15 protein-coding genes and 1 pseudogene are annotated in these 19,273 nt (G+C 70.1%); 12 read left to right on the top strand and 4 right to left on the bottom strand.

Annotation, left to right across the window (positions count from 1 at the left end):
* The first annotated feature begins 88 nt into the window (after positions 1-88).
* Complete coding sequence (locus SSP24_RS30250; RefSeq protein ID WP_174864743.1) at positions 89-1,591, top strand: PucR family transcriptional regulator; 1,503 nt, start codon at positions 89-91, stop codon at positions 1,589-1,591.
* An 86-nt stretch (positions 1,592-1,677) separates the two neighbouring features.
* Positions 1,678-2,466 carry a phosphatase gene (locus SSP24_RS30245; protein WP_141313157.1) on the top strand — a complete coding sequence of 263 codons (789 nt, stop codon included), beginning with the start codon at positions 1,678-1,680 and terminating at the stop codon, positions 2,464-2,466.
* Here the strand turns inward: SSP24_RS30245 and SSP24_RS30240 are convergent.
* The 4 genes from SSP24_RS30240 to SSP24_RS30225 form a co-directional block, all read right to left on the bottom strand.
* A complete protein-coding gene (locus tag SSP24_RS30240) occupies positions 2,463-3,332 on the bottom strand; it encodes an acyl-CoA thioesterase (protein ID WP_141313155.1) in 870 nt (289 codons plus the stop codon). The two genes, SSP24_RS30245 and SSP24_RS30240, sit on opposite strands and share 4 nt — an antisense overlap.
* A gap of 35 nt (positions 3,333-3,367) precedes the next feature.
* Positions 3,368-4,525 (bottom strand): acyl-CoA dehydrogenase family protein, encoded by a 1,158-nt coding sequence (locus SSP24_RS30235; RefSeq protein ID WP_141313153.1) that lies wholly within the window; start codon positions 4,523-4,525, stop codon positions 3,368-3,370.
* Between the two features lie 196 nt (positions 4,526-4,721).
* Positions 4,722-5,423, bottom strand: a complete 702-nt coding sequence (locus SSP24_RS30230; protein ID WP_141313151.1) for a CPBP family intramembrane glutamic endopeptidase — start codon at positions 5,421-5,423, stop codon at positions 4,722-4,724.
* A gap of 24 nt (positions 5,424-5,447) precedes the next feature.
* Positions 5,448-6,038: an SACE_7040 family transcriptional regulator gene (locus SSP24_RS30225; RefSeq protein ID WP_141313149.1), complete on the bottom strand. Its 591-nt coding sequence runs from the start codon at positions 6,036-6,038 to the stop codon at positions 5,448-5,450.
* An 86-nt stretch (positions 6,039-6,124) separates the two neighbouring features.
* On the opposite strand from SSP24_RS30225, the gene SSP24_RS30220 reads away from it, so the two are divergent.
* From SSP24_RS30220 to SSP24_RS30175, 10 genes and pseudogenes are all read left to right on the top strand, one after another.
* Positions 6,125-7,741 carry a carboxyl transferase domain-containing protein gene (locus tag SSP24_RS30220; protein ID WP_141313147.1) on the top strand — a complete coding sequence of 539 codons (1,617 nt, stop codon included), beginning with the start codon at positions 6,125-6,127 and terminating at the stop codon, positions 7,739-7,741.
* Between the two features lie 8 nt (positions 7,742-7,749).
* The gene (locus tag SSP24_RS30215; RefSeq protein ID WP_141313145.1) at positions 7,750-9,777 is read left to right on the top strand and encodes an ATP-binding protein; all 2,028 of its coding nucleotides are present in this window, start codon (positions 7,750-7,752) and stop codon (positions 9,775-9,777) included.
* Positions 9,774-10,724, top strand: coding sequence for a hydroxymethylglutaryl-CoA lyase (locus tag SSP24_RS30210; RefSeq protein WP_141313143.1), 951 nt, complete (start codon positions 9,774-9,776; stop codon positions 10,722-10,724). The genes SSP24_RS30215 and SSP24_RS30210 overlap by 4 nt, the downstream gene beginning before the upstream one ends.
* A gap of 6 nt (positions 10,725-10,730) precedes the next feature.
* A complete protein-coding gene (locus tag SSP24_RS30205; protein ID WP_141313141.1) occupies positions 10,731-11,891 on the top strand; it encodes an acyl-CoA dehydrogenase family protein in 1,161 nt (386 codons plus the stop codon).
* A gap of 133 nt (positions 11,892-12,024) precedes the next feature.
* On the top strand, positions 12,025-13,077 hold the full coding sequence (locus SSP24_RS30200; protein ID WP_141313139.1) for an ABC transporter substrate-binding protein: 1,053 nt from the start codon (positions 12,025-12,027) through the stop codon (positions 13,075-13,077).
* A 136-nt stretch (positions 13,078-13,213) separates the two neighbouring features.
* Positions 13,214-14,049, top strand: a pseudogene (locus SSP24_RS30195) (siderophore-interacting protein).
* Positions 14,050-14,194: 145 nt separating this feature from the next.
* Entirely contained in the window at positions 14,195-15,637 is a 1,443-nt protein-coding gene (desA, locus tag SSP24_RS30190) for a lysine decarboxylase DesA (protein ID WP_141313137.1), read from the top strand.
* Entirely contained in the window at positions 15,621-16,907 is a 1,287-nt protein-coding gene (locus SSP24_RS30185; protein WP_174864742.1) for a lysine N(6)-hydroxylase/L-ornithine N(5)-oxygenase family protein, read from the top strand. The genes desA and SSP24_RS30185 overlap by 17 nt, the downstream gene beginning before the upstream one ends.
* Positions 16,904-17,458 (top strand): GNAT family N-acetyltransferase, encoded by a 555-nt coding sequence (locus SSP24_RS30180; RefSeq protein WP_141313135.1) that lies wholly within the window; start codon positions 16,904-16,906, stop codon positions 17,456-17,458. The genes SSP24_RS30185 and SSP24_RS30180 overlap by 4 nt, the downstream gene beginning before the upstream one ends.
* Complete coding sequence (locus SSP24_RS30175; RefSeq protein ID WP_141313133.1) at positions 17,455-19,224, top strand: IucA/IucC family protein; 1,770 nt, start codon at positions 17,455-17,457, stop codon at positions 19,222-19,224. The genes SSP24_RS30180 and SSP24_RS30175 overlap by 4 nt, the downstream gene beginning before the upstream one ends.
* Positions 19,225-19,273 lie beyond the last annotated feature (49 nt).

The following is a 19,273-nucleotide window of genomic DNA, read 5'->3' as shown; positions in this document are numbered from 1 at the left end:
ACGAAGCCTGAGACTAGGTGGCCGGAAAGCGACTGCGAAGTGTACGTTTCATCCATTCGAGCCGTACGGGATGGAGGAAACGCACACCATGCCCGATCCCGCCGTTCCACCCACGCCACCCGTGCCCCTCTCGTCCCTGCTGGCCCGCGAGGACCTGGCGCTGCGGCAAGTCGCCGGGCCCACCGATCCGGAGGTCGTGATCCACTGGGCGCACACCTCGGAGATGTCGGACCCGTATCCCTATCTGCTGGGCGGCGAACTCCTGCTGACGGCCGGGGTGCACATCCCGGAGGCGGCGGGCTCGGGGACCTACTTCGACGACTACGTCTCCCGGATCGTGGCGGCGGGCGGTGCGGCGCTCGGATTCGGCCTGGCGCCGGTGCACGACACGGTGCCGCGGGCGCTGGTCGCGGCCTGCGAGGCGTACGACCTGCCGCTGCTGGAGGTCCCGCCGCAGACCACCTTCTCCGGCGTGGCCCGCGCGGTCTGGCAGCTGATGGCACAGGCCCGGCACGCCGAACTCCGCCGGGTGACGGAGGCCCACCAGAGCCTGGCAGCAGCAGCCGCCCGCCCGGACCCGGTGCCGTCCGTACTACGGCAGCTGGCCCAGCGGGTGGGGGGATGGGCGGTGCTGTACGGCCCCGACGGCGCCGCGATCGCCATGGCGGGCAGGTCGCCGGGGGACGAGGTGCGCGGGGGGTTGGGGGAGCTGGCGGGGGTGGTACGGCCGGGGGGTGGGCGCGGGCGGGGCGGTGCGCGCGGGTCGGGCGGGGAGCCCTCCCCCACCTCCGCCACCGACACCATCACCGGCACCCACCTCTCCGCCTACGCCCTCGGTGCCGGACAGGGCTTTGTGCTTGGTGTCGCCGCCCCGCAGCGCGACCCCGCCGATCACGCCATTGCATCCGTCGCCGCCGTGCTCCTCTCTCTCCTCACCGGCGAGCACCAGAGCGGTACCGGCGCGGCCCGGTCCTCCGCGCTGGTCCGGCTGCTCTTGGGGGACGAGCCGGAGGCCGTGGCCCCGCTGCTCGGTGCCGGGCGGTGGCTGGTCGTGCACGCGCGGCCCGACACGACCGCCCCCGACCCGGTCGCCGCCTCGGCGCTCGGCGCGGCGCTGGGTTCGCCGCTGGTGGACCTCGCCAAGGACGTCGTACGCGTCCTGCTGCCCGCCGATCGTGAACCGGCCCCGCAACCCGGCTGGACCCTGGGCGTCAGCGCCCCGTCCGGGCCCCGGGAGTGGCCGGCCGCCGACACCCAGGCGGCCCGCGCGCTGGCCCGCGCCCGGGCCACCCGCACTCCCCTGGCCCACTACGGCACCGACCGCCCCGGCCTCACCGACCTGGTCCCGGCGGTCGAGGCGCAGGCCCACGCCACCACCCTCCTCGCCCCCATCATCGGGACCCCCGCCCTCACCGAAACCCTGCGCACCTGGCTCTCCCTGCACGGCAGTTGGGACCGCACCGCCGTTGCCCTGTCCGTCCATCGCAACACCGTGCGGCAACGGATCGCCCGGTGCGCGGCGCTCCTCGGCAGCGACCTGGACGATCCGGACGTACGGATGGAGCTGTGGTTCGCGCTGCGGCAGCTGTGACCGCGGGTGACCGCGCGTGAGTGACCCACGTCCCAGCGTGCGGGACGTCCGGGACGGGTCCGGGCGCGTACCGCACAATAAGAGCCATGCCGATATCCGGGACACCCAGCCGCGCCGAGCTCGTCGAGCACCTCGTGAAGACCCGTATCGCGGGCGACGTCGCCACCCCGCGTGAGAACAACCTCTCCCACTACCGCCAACTCTCCAACGGCGTCCGCAACTTCTGGCTCGGCCTGGAGCTCGGCGACCGCTGGACCGACGAGCAGGACGTGCTCGCGGTGATGGCGGAGCGGGTCGGCGTGAACGACGACCCCGAGTACCGGCACGGCCAGGACACCATCGACCCCGAGCTGACGGTCGCCGCCCTGGAGCGCCTCGCGGCCCGGCTGCGCAAGGCGGCCGACAGCGAGCAGCGGGTGCTGTTCGCGACCGGCCACCCGGGCGGGCTCCTCGACGTGCACCGGGCGACGGCGGCGGCGCTGCGCAGCGCAGGCTGCGAGATCGTCGTGATCCCGGACGGGCTGCAGACCGACGAGGGGTACGTCATGCAGTTCGCGGACGTGGCGATGCTGGAGCACGGCGCCACCCTGTGGCACACCCACTCGGGCGAGCCGATGAAGGCCATCCTCACCGCCATGGAGCGGGAGGGCCGCCCGCTGCCCGACCTGGTCGTCGCCGACCACGGCTGGGCGGGCTACGCGGGCCAGCACGGCGTCGACTCCGTCGGCTACGCCGACTGCAACGACCCGGCCCTGTTCATCGCGGAGGCCGAAGGGACCGTCCAGGTGACGGTCCCGCTCGACGACCATGTGGTCAGCCCCCGGTACTACGACCCGATGACGGCGTATCTGCTCTCCGAGGCGGGGCTCATCTAACCCCTGGGTATCCGGACGACCCCTTCCTGGATCACCGTGATGGCGAGGCGGCCGTCCTGCGTGTAGATGCGGGCCTGGCCCAGACCCCGGCCGCCGTACGCCGACGGGGACTCCTGGTCGTACAGGAGCCACTCGTCGGCGCGGAACGGGCGGTGGAACCACATCGCGTGGTCCAGCGAGGCCCCGACGACATCACCGACGGCCCAGCCGCCCCGGCCGTGCGCGAGCAGGACCGAGTCGAGCAGGGTCATGTCGGAGACGTACGTCGCGAGGGCGATGTGCTGGAGGGGGTCGTCGGCGAGCTTGCCGTTGGTGCGGAACCACACCTGCGAGTGCGGTGCGCGGGGCTCGCCGAACCTGCCGTACGGCGGCTCGTCGACGTAGCGCAGGTCGACGGCGGCACGCGCCTCCAGGAACTTCTCGACGACCCGCGCGTCGAGGTGGCCGTAGCCGCTCAGCCGTTCCTCGGAGGTCGGCAGGGTGACCGGGTCGGGCGCGGGCGGCATCGGCGTCTGGTGGTCCATCCCTTCCTCGTACGTCTGGAAGGAGACGGACATGCCGAAGATCGGCTGGCCGTGCTGGACCGCGACGACCCGGCGGGTGGTGAACGAGCGGCCGTCGCGCAGCCGGTCGACCGTGTAGACGATGGGCGCGCCGGGGTCGCCGATGCGCAGGAAGTACGCGTGCAGGGAGTGCGGGGGCCGGTCCTCGGGGACCGTGCGCCCGGCGGCGACGAGCGCCTGGGCCGCGACCTGTCCGCCGAAGACGCGTGGGACGACGGCGGACCGGGACTGGCCGCGGAAGATGTTCTCCTCGATCTGCTCCAGGTCGAGCAGATCGAGGAGATCCTGTAGTGCCTGGCTCATGGCCACTTTTCTACTGGCCAGTAATTTCGTGGACCTTACAGGCCCATGTCCTTCGCGATGATCGTCTTCATGATTTCGCTGGTCCCGCCGTAGATCCTGTTCACACGGTTGTCCGCGTACAGGCGGGCGATCGGGTACTCGTTCATGAAGCCGTAGCCACCGTGGAGCTGGAGGCAGCGGTCGATGACACGGTGCGCCACCTCGGTGCAGAACAGCTTGGCGCTGGCGGCCTCGGCCGGGGTCAGTTCACCGGCGTCGAGGGCCTCCGTGGCGCGGTCGGCGACGGCCTCGGCCGCGTCCACCTCGGCCTGGCAGGCGGCCAGCTCGAACTTGGTGTTCTGGAAGTGGGCGACCGGCTGGCCGAAGACGGTGCGCTCCTGCACGTACTGCTTGGCGAACCGGACGGCGGCCTTGGCCTGCGCGTACGCGCCGTAGGCGATGCCCCAGCGCTCGGAGGCGAGGTTGTGGCCGAGGTAGTAGAAGCCCTTGTTCTCCTCGCCGAGCAAGTCCTCGACGGGCACCTTGACGTCGACGAACGCCAGCTCGGCGGTGTCGGAGGTCCTGAGCCCGAGCTTGTCGAGCTTGCGGCCGACGGAGTAACCCTCGGCCTTGGTGTCCACGACGAAGAGGGAGATGCCGTGGCGGCGGTCCTCGGCGGTGGGCGCGGCGGTGCGGGCGCAGACGATCATGCGGTCGGCGTGGACGCCACCGGTGATGAAGGTCTTGGCGCCGTTGAGGACGTAGTGCGTGCCGTCCTCGCTCAGCTTGGCGGTGGTCTTCATGCCCGCGAGGTCGGACCCGGTGCCCGGCTCGGTCATCGCGATCGCCCACATCTCCTCACCGGAGACGAACTTCGGCAGGTACCGCTTCTTCTGCTCGTCGGTGGCGAGCATCTTGATGTACGGCAGACCGAGCAGCACGTGCACGCCGGAGCCACCGAAGGTCACACCCGCGCGGGCGGTCTCCTCGTAGAGCACGGCCTCGAACTTGTACGAGTCGATGCCGGCGCCGCCGTACTCCTCGTCCACACGGATGCCGAAGACACCCAGCTCGGCGAGCTTGTAGTAGAACTCGCGCGGCGCCTGCCCCGCGGCGAACCACTCGTCGTACACCGGTACGACCTCGGCCTCGATGAAGGCGCGCAGGGTCTCCCGGAACGCCTCGTGATCCTCGTTGAACACCGTACGGCGCACGCCGCCACCTCCACGGGTACATGTCTAAGCGCTTGCTCACTTACCGTACCGGCGAGTAGGAACCGACGTCCAGACCGATCCATGAGTAACCCTCGTCACGCCGGTAGCGCAGCGGCCCGAAGGGGCGCGGGGAACTGCGCGACCAACCACAACGGCGCCGCAGACGATCGACTGGCAATCGCGGCACTTCCAGCGCTCAGGCGGAAGCCCCACCCCGGGACACCGCCCAGGCCAAGGCGTAACCGAAGCCGTTGATCGCCCAGTGCAGCGCCGCAGGCGCCAGCAGGCTTCCGCTGCGGCGGCGCAGCTCGCACAGGACCGCCCCGGCGGCCACCATGGCCACGACGGCCACCGCCACGGTCGCCGCCATACCCGCCGAGCCACCCCCGAAGGCCGTCCCCACGGCGGCGTTGGCGCGGCCCAGGCCGCGGGAGGGCAGCACATGCCACAGGCCGAAGAGCAGCGACGAGCCCACGGTCGCCCACGCCGTGCCGCACCGACGCCGGATCATGGCCCACAGCACACCGCGGAAGGCAGTCTCCTCCAGCAGCACGGTGCCGAGCGGCACCCGCACCAGCACCGCCCACAGCAACTGACCGGCGGACAGGCCGGCAGCCCTGGCGTCCCGAAACACCTCGCGGCCCGCCGGGAAGGCGAGGAGAAGCAGGCAGACGGCGACAACGGCACCGACAAGGACCGGCGCCCACCGCAACCCCCGGCGCACCCCCGCCGCGTCGATCCCCAGATCGGCCCGGGTCAGACCGTCCCAGCGGGCGATCAGCAGCAGGACGGCCGTCGCGGCGACACAGGTGAGGACGTACGCGACAGGGCCGCGCACGAGCCAGTTGTTGATCAGGTTCGCGGCGACCAGGACGGCGACGACACAGACGATCCGCATCCTGCCTCCGGCATCCCGGCCCGTCTACGAGCCCGCCGCCGCGAACGCCCCCTTCGCCATCCGGTGCAGCAGCTCCGCCGTCGCCCCCCGCCCCGGCAGGGACCCCGGCCGCCCCAGGTGCGGGGTCGAGTTCAGCAGGCCGAAGACCGAGTGGACGGCCGAGCGGGCCGTCGGCTCGGGGAGGCCCGGGTAGACCTGACGGACCACCTCCACCCACAGCTCGACGTACTGGCGCTGGAGCTGGCGCACCAGCTTGCGGTCGCTGTCCCGGAGGCGGTCCAGCTCGCGGTCGTGCAGGGTGATGAGCGGGCGGTCGTCGAGCGCGAAGTCGATATGGCCCTCGATGAGCGAGTCGAGGACCGCCTCGGCGTCCCCGTCCGCCTCCGCCACCCGGCGCTTCCCGCCGGTCAGGAGCTGTCCGCTGATGCCCACCAGCAGCTCGGCGAGCATCGCGTCCTTGCCCGGGAAGTGGCGGTAGAGGCCGGGGCCGCTGATGCCCACCGCCGCCCCTATCTCGTCCACCCCGACACCGTGGAAGCCGCGCTCGGCGAAGAGTCGCGCGGCCTCCTTGAGGATCTGTTCGCGGCGGGTGGGGGCGTCGGTTCGCATGGCCATGAAAGCAATTCTAGACAGCGAGGTTAGCGGTCGTTAACCTGGAGGAAATGCGTTAACGCTCATTAACAAGGTGAGGGGACCGCAGGATGGACCAGGCACCGGAGCTGCACGGCGCGGCGGACCCCGCGTCGGAGGCCTGGCGGGCCAACGAGGCAGCGCACCTCGCGCTCGTGGAGGAGCTGCGCGCCAAGCTCGCCGCCGCCCGGCTCGGCGGGGGTGAGAAGGCGCGCGCCCGGCACACCGCGCGCGGCAAGCTGCTGCCGCGCGACCGCGTCGACACCCTGCTCGACCCGGGCTCACCCTTCCTGGAGCTGGCCCCGCTCGCGGCCGACGGGATGTACGACGGCCAGGCCCCGGCCGCCGGTGTCATCGCCGGTATCGGGCGGGTGAGCGGGCGGGAGTGCGTCGTCGTCGCCAATGACGCGACCGTCAAGGGTGGGACGTACTACCCGATGACGGTGAAGAAGCATCTGCGCGCGCAGGAAGTCGCCCTGGAGAACCGGCTGCCCTGTCTCTACCTCGTCGACTCCGGCGGCGCCTTCCTGCCCATGCAGGACGAGGTCTTCCCGGACCGTGAGCACTTCGGGCGGATCTTCTACAACCAGGCCCGGATGTCCGCCGCCCGGATCCCCCAGATCGCGGCCGTCCTCGGCTCCTGCACGGCCGGTGGGGCGTATGTCCCGGCGATGAGCGACGAGGCCGTCATCGTGCGGAACCAAGGGACGATCTTCCTCGGCGGCCCCCCATTGGTGAAGGCCGCCACCGGCGAGGTCGTCACCGCCGAGGAGCTCGGCGGCGGCGAGGTGCACGCGCGCGTGTCCGGCGTCACCGACCACCTCGCGGAGGACGACGCCCACGCCCTGCGGATCGTGCGGAACATCGTCGACACCCTCCCCGCGCGCGGGGCGCTGCCTTGGGAGGTGCGGCCCGCGGTGGAGCCGAAGGTCGACCCGTACGGGCTGTACGGGGCGGTGCCGGTCGACTCCCGTACCCCCTACGACGTACGCGAGATCATCGCGCGCGTGGTCGACGGCTCCCGGTTCGCGGAGTTCAAGGCCGAGTTCGGGCAGACCCTGGTCACCGGCTTCGCCCGGATCCACGGCCACCCGGTCGGCGTCGTCGCCAACAACGGCATCCTCTTCTCCGAGTCCGCCCAGAAGGGCGCCCACTTCATCGAGCTGTGCGACCAGCGCGGCATCCCGCTGCTGTTCCTGCAGAACATCTCCGGGTTCATGGTCGGCAGGGACTACGAGGCCGGCGGCATCGCCAAGCACGGGGCGAAGATGGTCACCGCCGTCGCCACCACGCGCGTACCGAAGCTGACGGTCGTGGTCGGCGGTTCGTACGGCGCCGGGAACTACTCCATGTGCGGCCGGGCGTACTCGCCGCGCTTCCTGTGGATGTGGCCCAACGCCAAGATCTCCGTCATGGGCGGCGAGCAGGCCGCCTCCGTCCTCGCCACCGTCAAGCGGGACCAGATCGAGGGCCGCGGCGAGTCCTGGCCCGCCGAGGAGGAAGAGGCGTTCAAGGCGCCGATCCGTGCGCAGTACGAGCGTCAGGGGAATGCCTACTACGCGACCGCCCGCCTCTGGGACGACGGGGTGATCGACCCCCTGGAGACCCGTCAGGTGGTCGGCCTGGCCCTGACCGCGTGCGCCAACGCGCCCCTGGGTGACCCCCAGTTCGGCGTCTTCCGGATGTGAGGGGACCGATGTTCGACACCGTTCTTGTGGCCAACCGAGGCGAGATCGCCGTCCGCGTCATCCGTACGCTCCGCTCGCTGGGCGTCCGCTCGGTGGCCGTCTTCTCCGACGCCGACGCCGACGCCCGGCATGTGCGCGAGGCCGACACGGCGGTACGGATCGGACCGGCGCCGGCTGTCGAGAGCTATCTGTCCGTGGAGCGGATCCTTCGGGCGGCGGCCGCGGCGGGCGCCCAGGCGGTCCACCCGGGCTACGGCTTCCTCGCCGAGAACGCCGGTTTCGCGCGCGCGTGCGCCGACGCCGGGCTCGTCTTCATCGGACCGCCCGCCGACGCCATTGCCCTCATGGGCGACAAGATCCGCGCCAAGGAGACCGTGGCGGCGGCCGGAGTGCCCGTCGTCCCCGGCGGCCGCGACCCCGAACTCGCGAAGGCCGCCCGGGAACTGGGCGCCCCGGTGCTGCTGAAGCCGAGTGCGGGCGGCGGCGGCAAGGGCATGCGGCTGGTGCGGGACCTGAGCGGGCTGGACGAGGAGATCGCGGCGGCCCGGCGCGAGGCCGCCGCCTCCTTCGGCGACGACACCCTCCTCGTGGAGCGGTGGATCGACCGGCCCCGCCACATCGAGATCCAGGTCCTGGCCGACGGGCACGGGGGCGTGGTCCACCTGGGCGAGCGCGAGTGCTCCCTCCAGCGTCGCCACCAGAAGATCATCGAGGAGGCGCCGAGTGTGCTCCTCAGCGAGGAGACGCGGTCGGCGATGGGCCGGGCCGCCGTGGAAGCGGCCCGCTCGTGCGGGTACGTCGGGGCGGGCACGGTCGAGTTCATCGTCCCGGGCGGGGATCCGAGCGCGTACTACTTCATGGAGATGAACACCCGCCTCCAGGTGGAGCACCCGGTCACCGAACTCATTACCGGCCTCGACCTGGTGGAGTGGCAGTTGCGGGTCGCGGCGGGCGAGCGCCTCGCCTTCGCACAGGACGACATCGCCCTCACCGGGCACGCGATAGAGGCCCGCATCTGCGCCGAGGACCCGACGCGAGGCTTTCTGCCCTCCGGCGGCACGGTGCTCAGGCTGCGCGAGCCGCAGGGCGACGGCGTGCGCACCGACTCCGGGCTCAGCGAGGGCAGCGAGGTCGGCAGCCTGTACGACCCGATGCTGTCGAAGGTCATCGCGTACGGCCCCGACCGCGCCACCGCCCTGCGCAAGCTGCGCGCCGCCCTCGCCGAGACGGTCGTCCTGGGCGTGCCGACGAACGCCGGGTTCCTGCGGAGGCTGCTCGCCCATCCGGCGGTCGTCGAGGGCGACCTGGACACCGGGCTGGTCGAGCGGGACGTGGCGCGCCTCGTGCCGGACGCGGTCCCGACAGAGGTCTACGCGGCGGCGGCTCTCCTGCGCCAGGCCGCGCTGGCCCCCGCCCGGGGCTCCGGCTGGGTCGACCCGTTCTCCGTCCCGGAGGGCTGGCGCCTGGGCGGCGAGCGATCCTGGACGGCGCACCACCTCCGGGTACCGGGGCACGACCCGGTGACCGTACGCCTGCGCGCCACGCCGGACGGCGGTTTCGAGCTACTGCTCGACGGGGCGGAGGTCCCGGTGCGGGGGGCCGCGGGGTCGGCCCCGGTCCGAGTGACGCCGGGTCCGGCCCCGGCCGGAGCGGACTCGCGGTTCACCTTCCGGCTCGACGGCATCGCCCACACCTTCGCCGCCCTGCCGGACGGCACCTGGCTCGGCCGCGACGGTGACGCCTGGCACGTGCGCGACCACGACCCGGTCGAGGCGTCCCTCTCCCGCGCCGCCCACTCCGGTGCCGACTCGCTCACCGCGCCCATGCCGGGCACGGTCACGGTCGTGAAGGTGGCGGTCGGCGACGAGGTGAGCGCCGGTCAGAGCCTGCTGGTGGTGGAGGCGATGAAGATGGAGCACGTCATCTCCGCCCCGCACGCCGGAACTGTCACCGAGCTGGACGTCAGCCCCGGCACGACGGTCGCCATGGACCAGGTCCTGGCGGTCATCGCCCCCGCGGAGGAGGTGGCGGAATGACAACCAACGGCCTTCCCATGGTCGTACCGGCCGATGATCTGCCCTCACGCGTCCGCATCCACGAGGTCGGCCCCCGCGACGGCCTGCAGAACGAGAAGGCGCAGGTCCCGACCGAGGTCAAGGCGGAGTTCATCCGCCGGCTGGCCGACGCAGGCCTGACCACGATCGAGGCCACCAGCTTCGTACACCCCAAGTGGGTGCCCCAACTGGCCGACGCCGAGGAGCTGTTCCCACTCGTCAGTGATCTCCCCGTCGCCCTCCCGGTCCTCGTCCCCAACACCCGTGGCCTCGACCGTGCGCTGGCCCTGGGCGCCACCCGCGTCGCCGTCTTCGCCAGCGCCACCGAGTCCTTCGCGAAGGCCAACCTCAACCGCACGGTCGACGAGGCGCTGGCCATGTTCGACCCGGTGGTGGCACGGGCGAAAGCCGACGGCGTCCACGTCCGCGGCTATCTGTCCATGTGTTTCGGCGACCCGTGGGAGGGCCCCGTCCCGGTCCACCAGGTCGTCCGGGTCTGCAAGGCCCTGCTGGACATGGGCTGCGACGAACTGAGCCTGGGCGACACGATCGGCGTGGCCACCCCCGGTCACGTCGCCGAACTCCTCACCGCCCTCAACGCCGACCACATCCCCACCACCGCCCTAGGCGTGCACTTCCACGACACCTACGGCCAGGCCCTGGCCAACACCCTGGCCGCGCTTCAGCACGGCGTCACGACGGTCGACGCCTCGGCGGGCGGCCTCGGCGGCTGCCCGTACGCGAAGAGCGCCACCGGCAATCTCGCCACCGAGGACCTCGTGTGGATGCTGCACGGCCTCGGCATCGACACCGGCGTCGATCTCGGCCGTCTCACCGCCACCAGCGTGTGGATGGCCGGTCACCTGGGCCGACCCAGCCCGTCCCGCACCGTAAGAGCCCTGTCCCACAAGGACCACCAGGAGCAGTGACGCACCATGGACCACCGCCTCAGCCCCGAGTTGGAAGAACTCCGCCGCACGGTCGAGGAGTTCGCACACGAGGTCGTCGCCCCCAAGATCGGCGACTACTACGAGCGGCACGAGTTCCCGTACGAGATCGTCCGCGAGATGGGCAAGATGGGCCTGTTCGGGCTGCCGTTCCCGGAGGAGTACGGCGGTATGGGCGGCGACTATCTCGCCCTGGGCGTCGCCCTGGAGGAACTGGCCCGTGTCGACTCCTCGGTGGCCATCACCCTGGAGGCGGGCGTCTCGCTGGGCGCGATGCCGATCCACCTGTTCGGCACCGAGGAGCAGAAGCGCGCATGGCTCCCCCGCCTGTGCACCGGCGAGATCCTCGGCGCCTTCGGCCTGACCGAGCCCGGCGGCGGCTCGGACGCGGGCGCGACCCGCACCACGGCCCGGCTCGACCCGGAGACCGACGAGTGGGTCATCAACGGCACCAAGTGCTTCATCACCAACTCCGGCACGGACATCACCGGTCTGGTCACGGTCACCGCGGTGACGGGCCGTAAACCGGACGGCGGGCCGCGGATCTCCGCGATCATCGTCCCGTCCGGCACGCCGGGCTTCACGGTCGCGGCCCCGTACTCCAAGGTCGGCTGGAACGCCTCCGACACCCGGGAGCTGTCCTTCGACGACGTCCGGGTCCCGGCGGCGAACCTGCTCGGCGAGGAGGGCAGGGGGTACGCCCAGTTCCTGCGCATCCTCGACGAGGGCCGCATCGCCATCGCGGCGCTCGCCACCGGCCTGGCGCAGGGCTGTGTCGACGAGTCGCTGAAGTACGCGAAGGAACGTCACGCCTTCGGCCGGCCGATCGGCGCCAACCAGGCCATCCAATTCAAGATCGCGGACATGGAGATGAAGGCCCACACGGCCCGCCTGGCGTGGCGTGACGCGGCGTCCCGGCTGCTGGCGGGCGAACCCTTCAAGAAGGAGGCGGCGCTGGCAAAGCTGTACTCGTCGACGATCGCCGTGGACAACGCCCGCGACGCCACCCAGATCCACGGCGGCTACGGCTTCATGAACGAGTATCCGGTCGCGCGTATGTGGCGGGACTCGAAGATCCTGGAGATCGGGGAGGGCACGAGCGAGGTGCAACGGATGCTGATCGCACGGGAGTTGGGGCTCGCGGGCTGAGCGACCGGCCGCACAGGCCGCGCACAGGTGCGTACGCCCGGGGGCCCGCCCCCTGGACAAGATCTGAGGTTAGGCTAACCTACCTTCGAATTGTCCGGCGGGCCCTCCGCCCTGTTCGAAAGCAGCCACACTCATGTCCAACGCCCGTGCCACCCACCTCACCCGCCGCGGCCTCCTCGCCGCCGGCGGTGCCCTCGGCCTCGGTGCCGTGCTCGCAGCCTGCGGCGACGAAGACACGAGCAGCGGCGGCTCGGACGCGAAGGCATCCGCATCCGCCAAGGCCTCCGGCCCCTGGAGCTTCAAGGACGACCGCGGCGAGACGGTGAAGCTGGACCAGGTCCCCACGAACATTGTCGCCTTCGTCGGCGTCGCCGCCGCCCTCTACGACTACGGCATCGAGGTCAAGGGCGTCTTCGGCCCGACCAAGACGCAGGACGGCAAGGCCGACGTCCAGGCCGGGGACATGGACGTCACCAAGCTGACCGTCTTCGGCAACGTCTGGGACCAGTTCAACGTCGAGCAGTACGCCGCCTTCCAGCCGGACGTCCTGATCTCCACCACCTTCGACAGCGCGGGCACCCTCTGGTACGTCCCCGAGGCGTCCAAGGACAAGATCGCCAAGCTCGCCCCGAGCGTCGCCATCTCCGTCTACGACCGCCAGATGACCGAGCCGCTGCAGCGCATGTGGGCGCTGGCCGAGTCGCTCGGCGCGGACATGAAGGCCGACAAGGTCGTCAAGGCCAAGCAGGAGTTCGAGGCCGCGGCCGAGCGGCTGCGCAAGGCGGCCAAGGCCCGGCCCGAGATCAAGGTGATGGCCGGTTCCGCGAGCCAGGAGATCTTCTACGTCTCCGGCACCAACCTCTCCATCGACCTGGAGTACTTCAAGGCGCTCGGCGTGAACTTCGTCGAGCCGCCGGAGAAGGCGAAGGCGCAGGGTGGGGGCTGGTTCGAGTCGCTGAGCTGGGAGAACGTCGACAAGTACCCGGCGGACATCATCATGATGGACGACCGGTCGTCGACGATTCAGCCGGCGGACATCACCGAGGGCACGTGGAAGAAGCTGCCCGCGGTCGAGGCGGGGCAGGTCATTCCGCGTTCGCCGGAGCCGATTCTGTCGTACGACAAGTGCACGCCGTTGCTGACCAGTCTTGCCGAGGCGATCGAGAAGGCGAAGAAGGTCGCCTGAGAGAGAGCCACTTGAGGTTGTGGGGCGGCTGCGGGTCCGTTGTGGTTGGTCGCGCCCGCGCGGCGGAGCCGCAAATCAATACAGCCCCGCGCCCCTGAGAGGTCGGCATCCCTGACGTCCATTCAGGAGTTACTCCATGACTACGGCCGTAGCCGCCCCATTCCGTTTCTTCTCTCTGCAAGTCGTACGGACGGAGCGGCTCGGGCCGTCTCTTGTTCGGGTCACCTTTGCCGGGGACGACCTGCGGTACTTCTTCTCCGAGGGGCGTGACCAGTCCCTGTCGCTGTTCCTGCCCCACCCCGGCCAGCGGGAGCCGCAGGTTCCCATTGAGCTCGGTGACGGGTGGTGGCAGGGGTGGCGTGAACTCCCCGATGACGTACGGGCCGTGATGCGGTCCTACACGCTGCGGGCGCTCCGTCGCGATCCCGATGAGATCGACATCGACTTCGTGCTGCACACCCCCGCCGGGCCCGCCTCCGCCTGGGCCTCCCGGGCCGCCGCCGGTGATCGGGTGCTGTTGCTCGGGCCGGCGGTCGCGGACAACCGGGCGATCCGGTTCCGGCCGCCGGAGGACACCGACCTGGTGGTCCTCTGGGGCGACGAGACCGCCCTGCCTGCCGTCGCGGCCATTCTGGAGTCGCTGCCCGCCGGTCAGCGGGTCCACGTCTGGCTGGAGGTGAACGACGCCGGGGACATCCAGGACCTGGTGACCGAGGCCGACGCCGAGGTCACCTGGCTGGTGCAGGACGCAGGCCGCGCCGAGAGCTCCCCCATGGCTCTCGGCGCCCTGCGTGCCGCCCAACTGCCGCCCGCCGAACACCCGTACGTCTGGATCGCGGGCGAGTCGTCCTGCGTGAAGGAACTGCGTCGGCACTTCGTCGGCGAGCGCGGTGTCGACCGGCGCCGTGTCACCTTCTCGGCTACTGGCGACAGGGCCTCACCGAAGAGCAGTTGCGCGAGCGGGGCGAGTAACTGCTGTCCGAAGGGCAGCCGTTCAAGGTGACGGCTGTCACGGCTGGGGCTGCGTTTCACCAGAGTTAATTAGGTTAGGCTAACCTAAGTTAGACGCGGCCTTCCCCCGTCCCGCAACGGACCGTCCCCACCGGAGGACCCCCACATGCGCTCGCACCTGCTCAATGACACGACCGCGGAGCAGTACCGCCGCTCCGTGACCGATGGAGTAGAGCGGGTGGCGGCGAAACTCGCCACCACCGACCGTCCGTTCACGGGCGTCACCGTCGATGCCCTCGCCCCCCGCATCGAGCAGATCGACCTCGACCAGCCGCTGGGCGACACCGCCGCGGTGCTGGACGAACTGGAGGATGTCTACCTCCGGGACGCGATCTACTTCCACCACCCCCGCTACCTCGCCCACCTCAACTGCCCGGTCGTCATCCCGGCCGTGCTCGGCGAGGCGATCCTCTCCGCCGTCAACTCCTCCCTCGACACCTGGGACCAGTCGGCCGGCGGCACCCTGATCGAGCGCAAGCTCATCGACTGGACCACCGAGCGCATCGGCCTCGGCGAGAACGCCGACGGCGTCTTCACCTCGGGCGGCACGCAGTCCAACCTCCAGGCGCTATTGCTGGCCCGGGAGGAGGCGAAGAGCGACGACCTCGCGAAACTGCGTATCTTCGCCTCCGAGGTCAGCCACTTCAGCGTGAAGAAGTCCGCCAAACTCCTCGGGCTGGACGCCGAGTCGGTCGTGGCGATCCCCGTCGACCACGACAAGCGGATGCAGACGGTCGCGCTCGCCCGTGAGCTGGAGCGCTGCGCGCAGGACGGCCTGACACCCATGGCCGTGGTCGCCACCGCAGGCACCACAGACTTCGGCTCCATCGACCCGCTGCCCGAGATCGCCGAGCTGTGCGCCCAGTACGGCACCTGGATGCACGTCGACGCCGCCTACGGCTGCGGACTGCTCGCCTCACCGAAGCGCCGCGCCCTGCTCAGCGGCATCGAGCGCGCCGACTCGGTCACCGTCGACTACCACAAGTCCTTCTTCCAGCCGGTTAGTTCCTCGGCCGTGCTGGTGCGGGACGCCTCGACCCTGCGCCACGCCACCTACCACGCGGAGTACCTCAACCCCCGCCGGATGGTGCAGGAACGTATCCCCAACCAGGTGGACAAGTCCCTCCAGACCACCCGCCGCTTCGACGCCCTCAAGCTCTGGATGACCCTGCGCGTGATGGGCGCCGACGGCATCGGACAGCTCTTCGACGAGGTGTGCGACCTGGCTCAGGAGGGCTGGCAGCTGCTCGCCGCCGACCCGCGCTACGACGTCGTGGTCGAGCCCTCCCTGTCCACCCTGGTCTTCCGTTACATCCCGGCGGCCGTCACCGACCCGGCCCAGATCGACCGCGCCAACCTCTACGCCCGCAAGGCCCTGTTCGCCTCCGGTGAGGCCATCGTCGCGGGCACCAAGGTGGCCGGCCGCCACTACCTGAAGTTCACCCTGCTCAACCCCGAGACGACGACCGAAGACATCGCCGCCGTCCTCGACCTGATCGCCGGCCATGCCGAGCAGTACCTGGGAGAATCCCTTGACCGCGCTTCCTGAAGCCACTGGTGCCACGAAAGAGACGTACGACTTCGTGGGAATCGGGCTCGGCCCCTTCAACCTCGGCCTGGCCTGCCTGACCGAGCCCATCGCCGAACTCGACGGCCTCTTCCTGGAGTCCAAGCCGGACTTCGAATGGCACGCGGGCATGTTCCTGGACGGCGCCCACCTGCAGACCCCGTTCATGTCGGACCTGGTCACGCTGGCCGACCCGACCTCCCCGTACTCCTTCCTCAACTACCTGAAGGAGAAGGGCCGGCTGTACTCGTTCTACATCCGCGAGAACTTCTACCCGCTGCGGGTCGAGTACGACGACTACTGCCGCTGGGCCGCGAACAAGCTGAGCAGCATCCGCTTCAGCACAACGGTCACCGAGGTGACGTACGAGGACGAGCTGTACGTCGTCCGCACCGAAGGCGGCGACGTCTTCCGCGCCCGTCGCCTGGTCCTCGGCACCGGCACCCCGCCCTACATCCCGGACGCCTGCCAGGGTCTCGGCGGTGACTTCCTGCACAACTCCCGCTACCTCCAGCACAAGGCGGAGCTCCAGCGCAAGGAGTCGATCACGCTGGTCGGCAGCGGTCAGTCGGCCGCCGAGATCTACTACGACCTGCTCAGCGAGATCGACGTACACGGCTACCAGCTGAACTGGGTGACGCGCTCCCCGCGCTTCTTCCCGCTGGAGTACACCAAGCTCACGCTGGAGATGACCTCCCCGGAGTACATCGACTACTTCCGCGAGCTGCCGGAGGCCACCCGCTACCGGCTCACCGCCCAGCAGAAGGGCCTGTTCAAGGGCATCGACGGCGATCTCATCAACGAGATCTTCGACCTGCTCTACCAGAAGAACCTCGGCGGGCCGGTCCCCACCCGGCTGCTCACCAACTCCGCGCTCACCAGCGCCCGGTACGAGAACGGCACGTACACGCTGGGCTTCCGTCAGGAGGAGCAGGAGAAGGACTTCGAGATCAACTCCCAGGGCCTGGTGCTCGCCACCGGTTACCGGTACGTCGAGCCGGAGTTCCTGAAGCCGGTCCGCGACCGGCTGGTGTACGACTCCCAGGGCAGCTTCGACGTCGCCCGCAACTACGCCATCGACGTCACCGGCAGAGGCGTCTTCCTCCAGAACGCCGGTGTCCACACCCACAGCATCACGTCCCCCGACCTCGGCATGGGCGCGTACCGGAACGCGTACATCATCCGTGAGCTGCTCGGCAGCGAGTACTACCCGGTCGAGAAGACCATCGCGTTCCAGGAGTTCGCCGTATGAGCACGACACGTACGGGCATCGGTACGTTCACCATCCGCCCCCTCGACCCCCTGAAGGACGCCGAGCTGCTGCACGCCTGGGTCACCCACCCCAAGGCGGCCTTCTGGATGATGCAGGACGCCAAACTCCAGGACGTCGAGCGCGAGTACATGCGGATCGCGGCCCACGAGCACCACCACGCCTACCTCGGCCTGCACGACGGCGCTCCTGCCTTCCTGATGGAGAAGTACGACCCCCGGTACGTCGAGCTGGTCGGCCTGTACGACCCCGAGCCCGGCGATGTCGGCATGCACTTCCTGGTCGCCCCCACCGACCGGCCGGTCCACGGCTTCACCCGGGCCGTCATCACCGCCGTGATGGACGAGCTGTTCGCCGACCCGGGCACCCGGCGGGTCGTGGTCGAGCCGGACGTGAGCAACAAGGCGGTGCACGCGCTCAACGAGGCCGTCGGCTTTGAACCCGTACGTGAGATCGACAAGCCGGAGAAACGCGCGCTGCTGAGCTTCTGCACGCGCGAACAGTTCGTGGCCGCCCGAGGAGTAGCCGTATGACCCTGTCCGACGCCGTAGCGCATCTCGCCCCCCACCGCTGGGCGCGGGCCAACCGCCTCCTGATCCGCAAGGCGCTCGCCGAGTTCGCCCACGAGCGGCTGATCACGCCCGAGAAGGACGGCGATCAGTTCGTCGTCCGCAGCGACGACGGTCTGACGCGGTACACCTTCACGGCCATGATCCGCGCCCTGGACCACTGGCAGATCGACGCCGACTCCATCACCCGGCACCGCGACGGCAATGAACTCCCTCTGGCCGCGCTGGACTTCTTCATCGAGCTGAAGCAGGCGCTCGGCCTGAGCGACGAGATCCTCCCGGTCTACCTGGAGGAGATCTCCTCCACCCTCTCCGGCACCTGCTACAAGCTCACCAAGCCGCAGATCCCGGTCGCCGAGCTGGTGAAAGGCGGTTTCCAGGCCATCGAGACCGGTATGACCGAGGGCCACCCCTGCTTCGTCGCCAACAACGGCCGGCTGGGCTTCGGCATCCACGAGTACCTCTCGTACGCCCCCGAGACCGCGAGCCCGGTCCGGCTGGTGTGGCTGGCCGCGCACCGCTCGCGCGCCGCCTTCACAGCCGGCGTCGGCATCGAGTACGAGTCGTTCCTGCGGGACGAGCTGGGCGCGGAGACGGTCGAGCGGTTCCACCAGCAGCTCACGGACCGGGGCCTCGACCCAGCCGACTACCTGCTCATCCCCGTCCACCCCTGGCAGTGGTGGAACAAGCTCACCGTCACCTTCGCCGCCGAGGTCGCCCGCAACCACCTCGTCTGCCTGGGCGAGGGCGACGACGAGTACCTGGCCCAGCAGTCCATCCGTACCTTCTTCAACACCACCCACCCCGAGAAGCACTACGTGAAGACGGCCCTGTCCGTCCTCAACATGGGCTTCATGCGGGGGCTCTCGGCCGCCTACATGGAGGCCACCCCGGCGATCAACGACTGGCTCGCCCAGCTGATCGAGAACGACCCGGTGCTGAAGTCGACGGGCCTGTCGATCATCCGCGAGAGGGCGGCGGTCGGCTACCGGCATCTGGAGTACGAGAAGGCGACGGACCGCTACTCGCCGTACCGCAAGATGCTGGCCGCACTGTGGCGGGAGAGCCCGGTCGCCTCGCTCCAGCAGGGCGAGTCGCTCGCCACCATGGCCTCCCTGCTGCACGTCGACCACGAGGGCCGAGGTTTCGCGGCTGCGCTGATCGAGCAGTCGGGCCTGGCCCCGAAGGAGTGGCTGCGCCGCTATCTGCGGGCCTACTTCACCCCGCTGCTGCACAGCTTCTACGCCTACGACCTGGTGTTCATGCCGCACGGCGAGAACGTCATCCTGGTCCTGAAGGACGGCGTCGTCGAACGCGCGATCTACAAGGACATCGCCGAGGAGATCGCCGTCATGGACCCGGACGCGGTCCTGCCCCCGACGGTGGAGCGGCTGCGCGTCGACGTCCCCGAGGACACAAAACTCCTGTCCATCTTCACGGACGTCTTCGACTGCTTCTTCCGCTTCCTCGCCGCAAACCTCGCCACCGAGGGAATCCTGGAGGAGGACGACTTCTGGCGGACGGTCGCCGAGGTCACCCGTGAGTACCAGGAGTCGATGCCCGAACTCGCCGACAAGTTCCGGCAGTACGACATGTTCGCCCCCGAGTTCGCGCTGTCCTGCCTGAACCGTCTCCAGCTGCGCAACAACAAGCAGATGGTGGACCTGGCGGACCCGGCGGGCGCACTCCAACTGGTCGGCACCTTGAAGAACCCCATAGCGGGGCTCTGACACCCAAAGACAGGCGGGCACCCCGGAGTACGGTCCTCCGAGGTGCCCG

The organism is Streptomyces spinoverrucosus (assembly GCF_006539505.1).
In the GTDB taxonomy this organism is placed as follows: domain Bacteria; phylum Actinomycetota; class Actinomycetes; order Streptomycetales; family Streptomycetaceae; genus Streptomyces; species Streptomyces spinoverrucosus.
Note: the sequence above shows the minus strand (reverse complement) of the source record. Positions and strands in the feature narration are given on the sequence as shown.

Coding starts and splice junctions, on each gene's coding strand:
- SSP24_RS30250 (WP_174864743.1), top strand. CDS start 89: ATGCCCGATCCCGCCGTTCCACCCACGCCACCCGTGCCCCTCTCGTCC.
- SSP24_RS30245 (WP_141313157.1), top strand. CDS start 1,678: ATGCCGATATCCGGGACACCCAGCCGCGCCGAGCTCGTCGAGCACCTC.
- SSP24_RS30240 (WP_141313155.1), bottom strand. CDS start 3,332: ATGAGCCAGGCACTACAGGATCTCCTCGATCTGCTCGACCTGGAGCAG.
- SSP24_RS30230 (WP_141313151.1), bottom strand. CDS start 5,423: ATGCGGATCGTCTGTGTCGTCGCCGTCCTGGTCGCCGCGAACCTGATC.
- SSP24_RS30225 (WP_141313149.1), bottom strand. CDS start 6,038: ATGGCCATGCGAACCGACGCCCCCACCCGCCGCGAACAGATCCTCAAG.
- SSP24_RS30220 (WP_141313147.1), top strand. CDS start 6,125: ATGGACCAGGCACCGGAGCTGCACGGCGCGGCGGACCCCGCGTCGGAG.
- SSP24_RS30215 (WP_141313145.1), top strand. CDS start 7,750: ATGTTCGACACCGTTCTTGTGGCCAACCGAGGCGAGATCGCCGTCCGC.
- SSP24_RS30210 (WP_141313143.1), top strand. CDS start 9,774: ATGACAACCAACGGCCTTCCCATGGTCGTACCGGCCGATGATCTGCCC.
- SSP24_RS30205 (WP_141313141.1), top strand. CDS start 10,731: ATGGACCACCGCCTCAGCCCCGAGTTGGAAGAACTCCGCCGCACGGTC.
- SSP24_RS30200 (WP_141313139.1), top strand. CDS start 12,025: ATGTCCAACGCCCGTGCCACCCACCTCACCCGCCGCGGCCTCCTCGCC.
- desA (WP_141313137.1), top strand. CDS start 14,195: ATGCGCTCGCACCTGCTCAATGACACGACCGCGGAGCAGTACCGCCGC.
- SSP24_RS30180 (WP_141313135.1), top strand. CDS start 16,904: ATGAGCACGACACGTACGGGCATCGGTACGTTCACCATCCGCCCCCTC.
- SSP24_RS30175 (WP_141313133.1), top strand. CDS start 17,455: ATGACCCTGTCCGACGCCGTAGCGCATCTCGCCCCCCACCGCTGGGCG.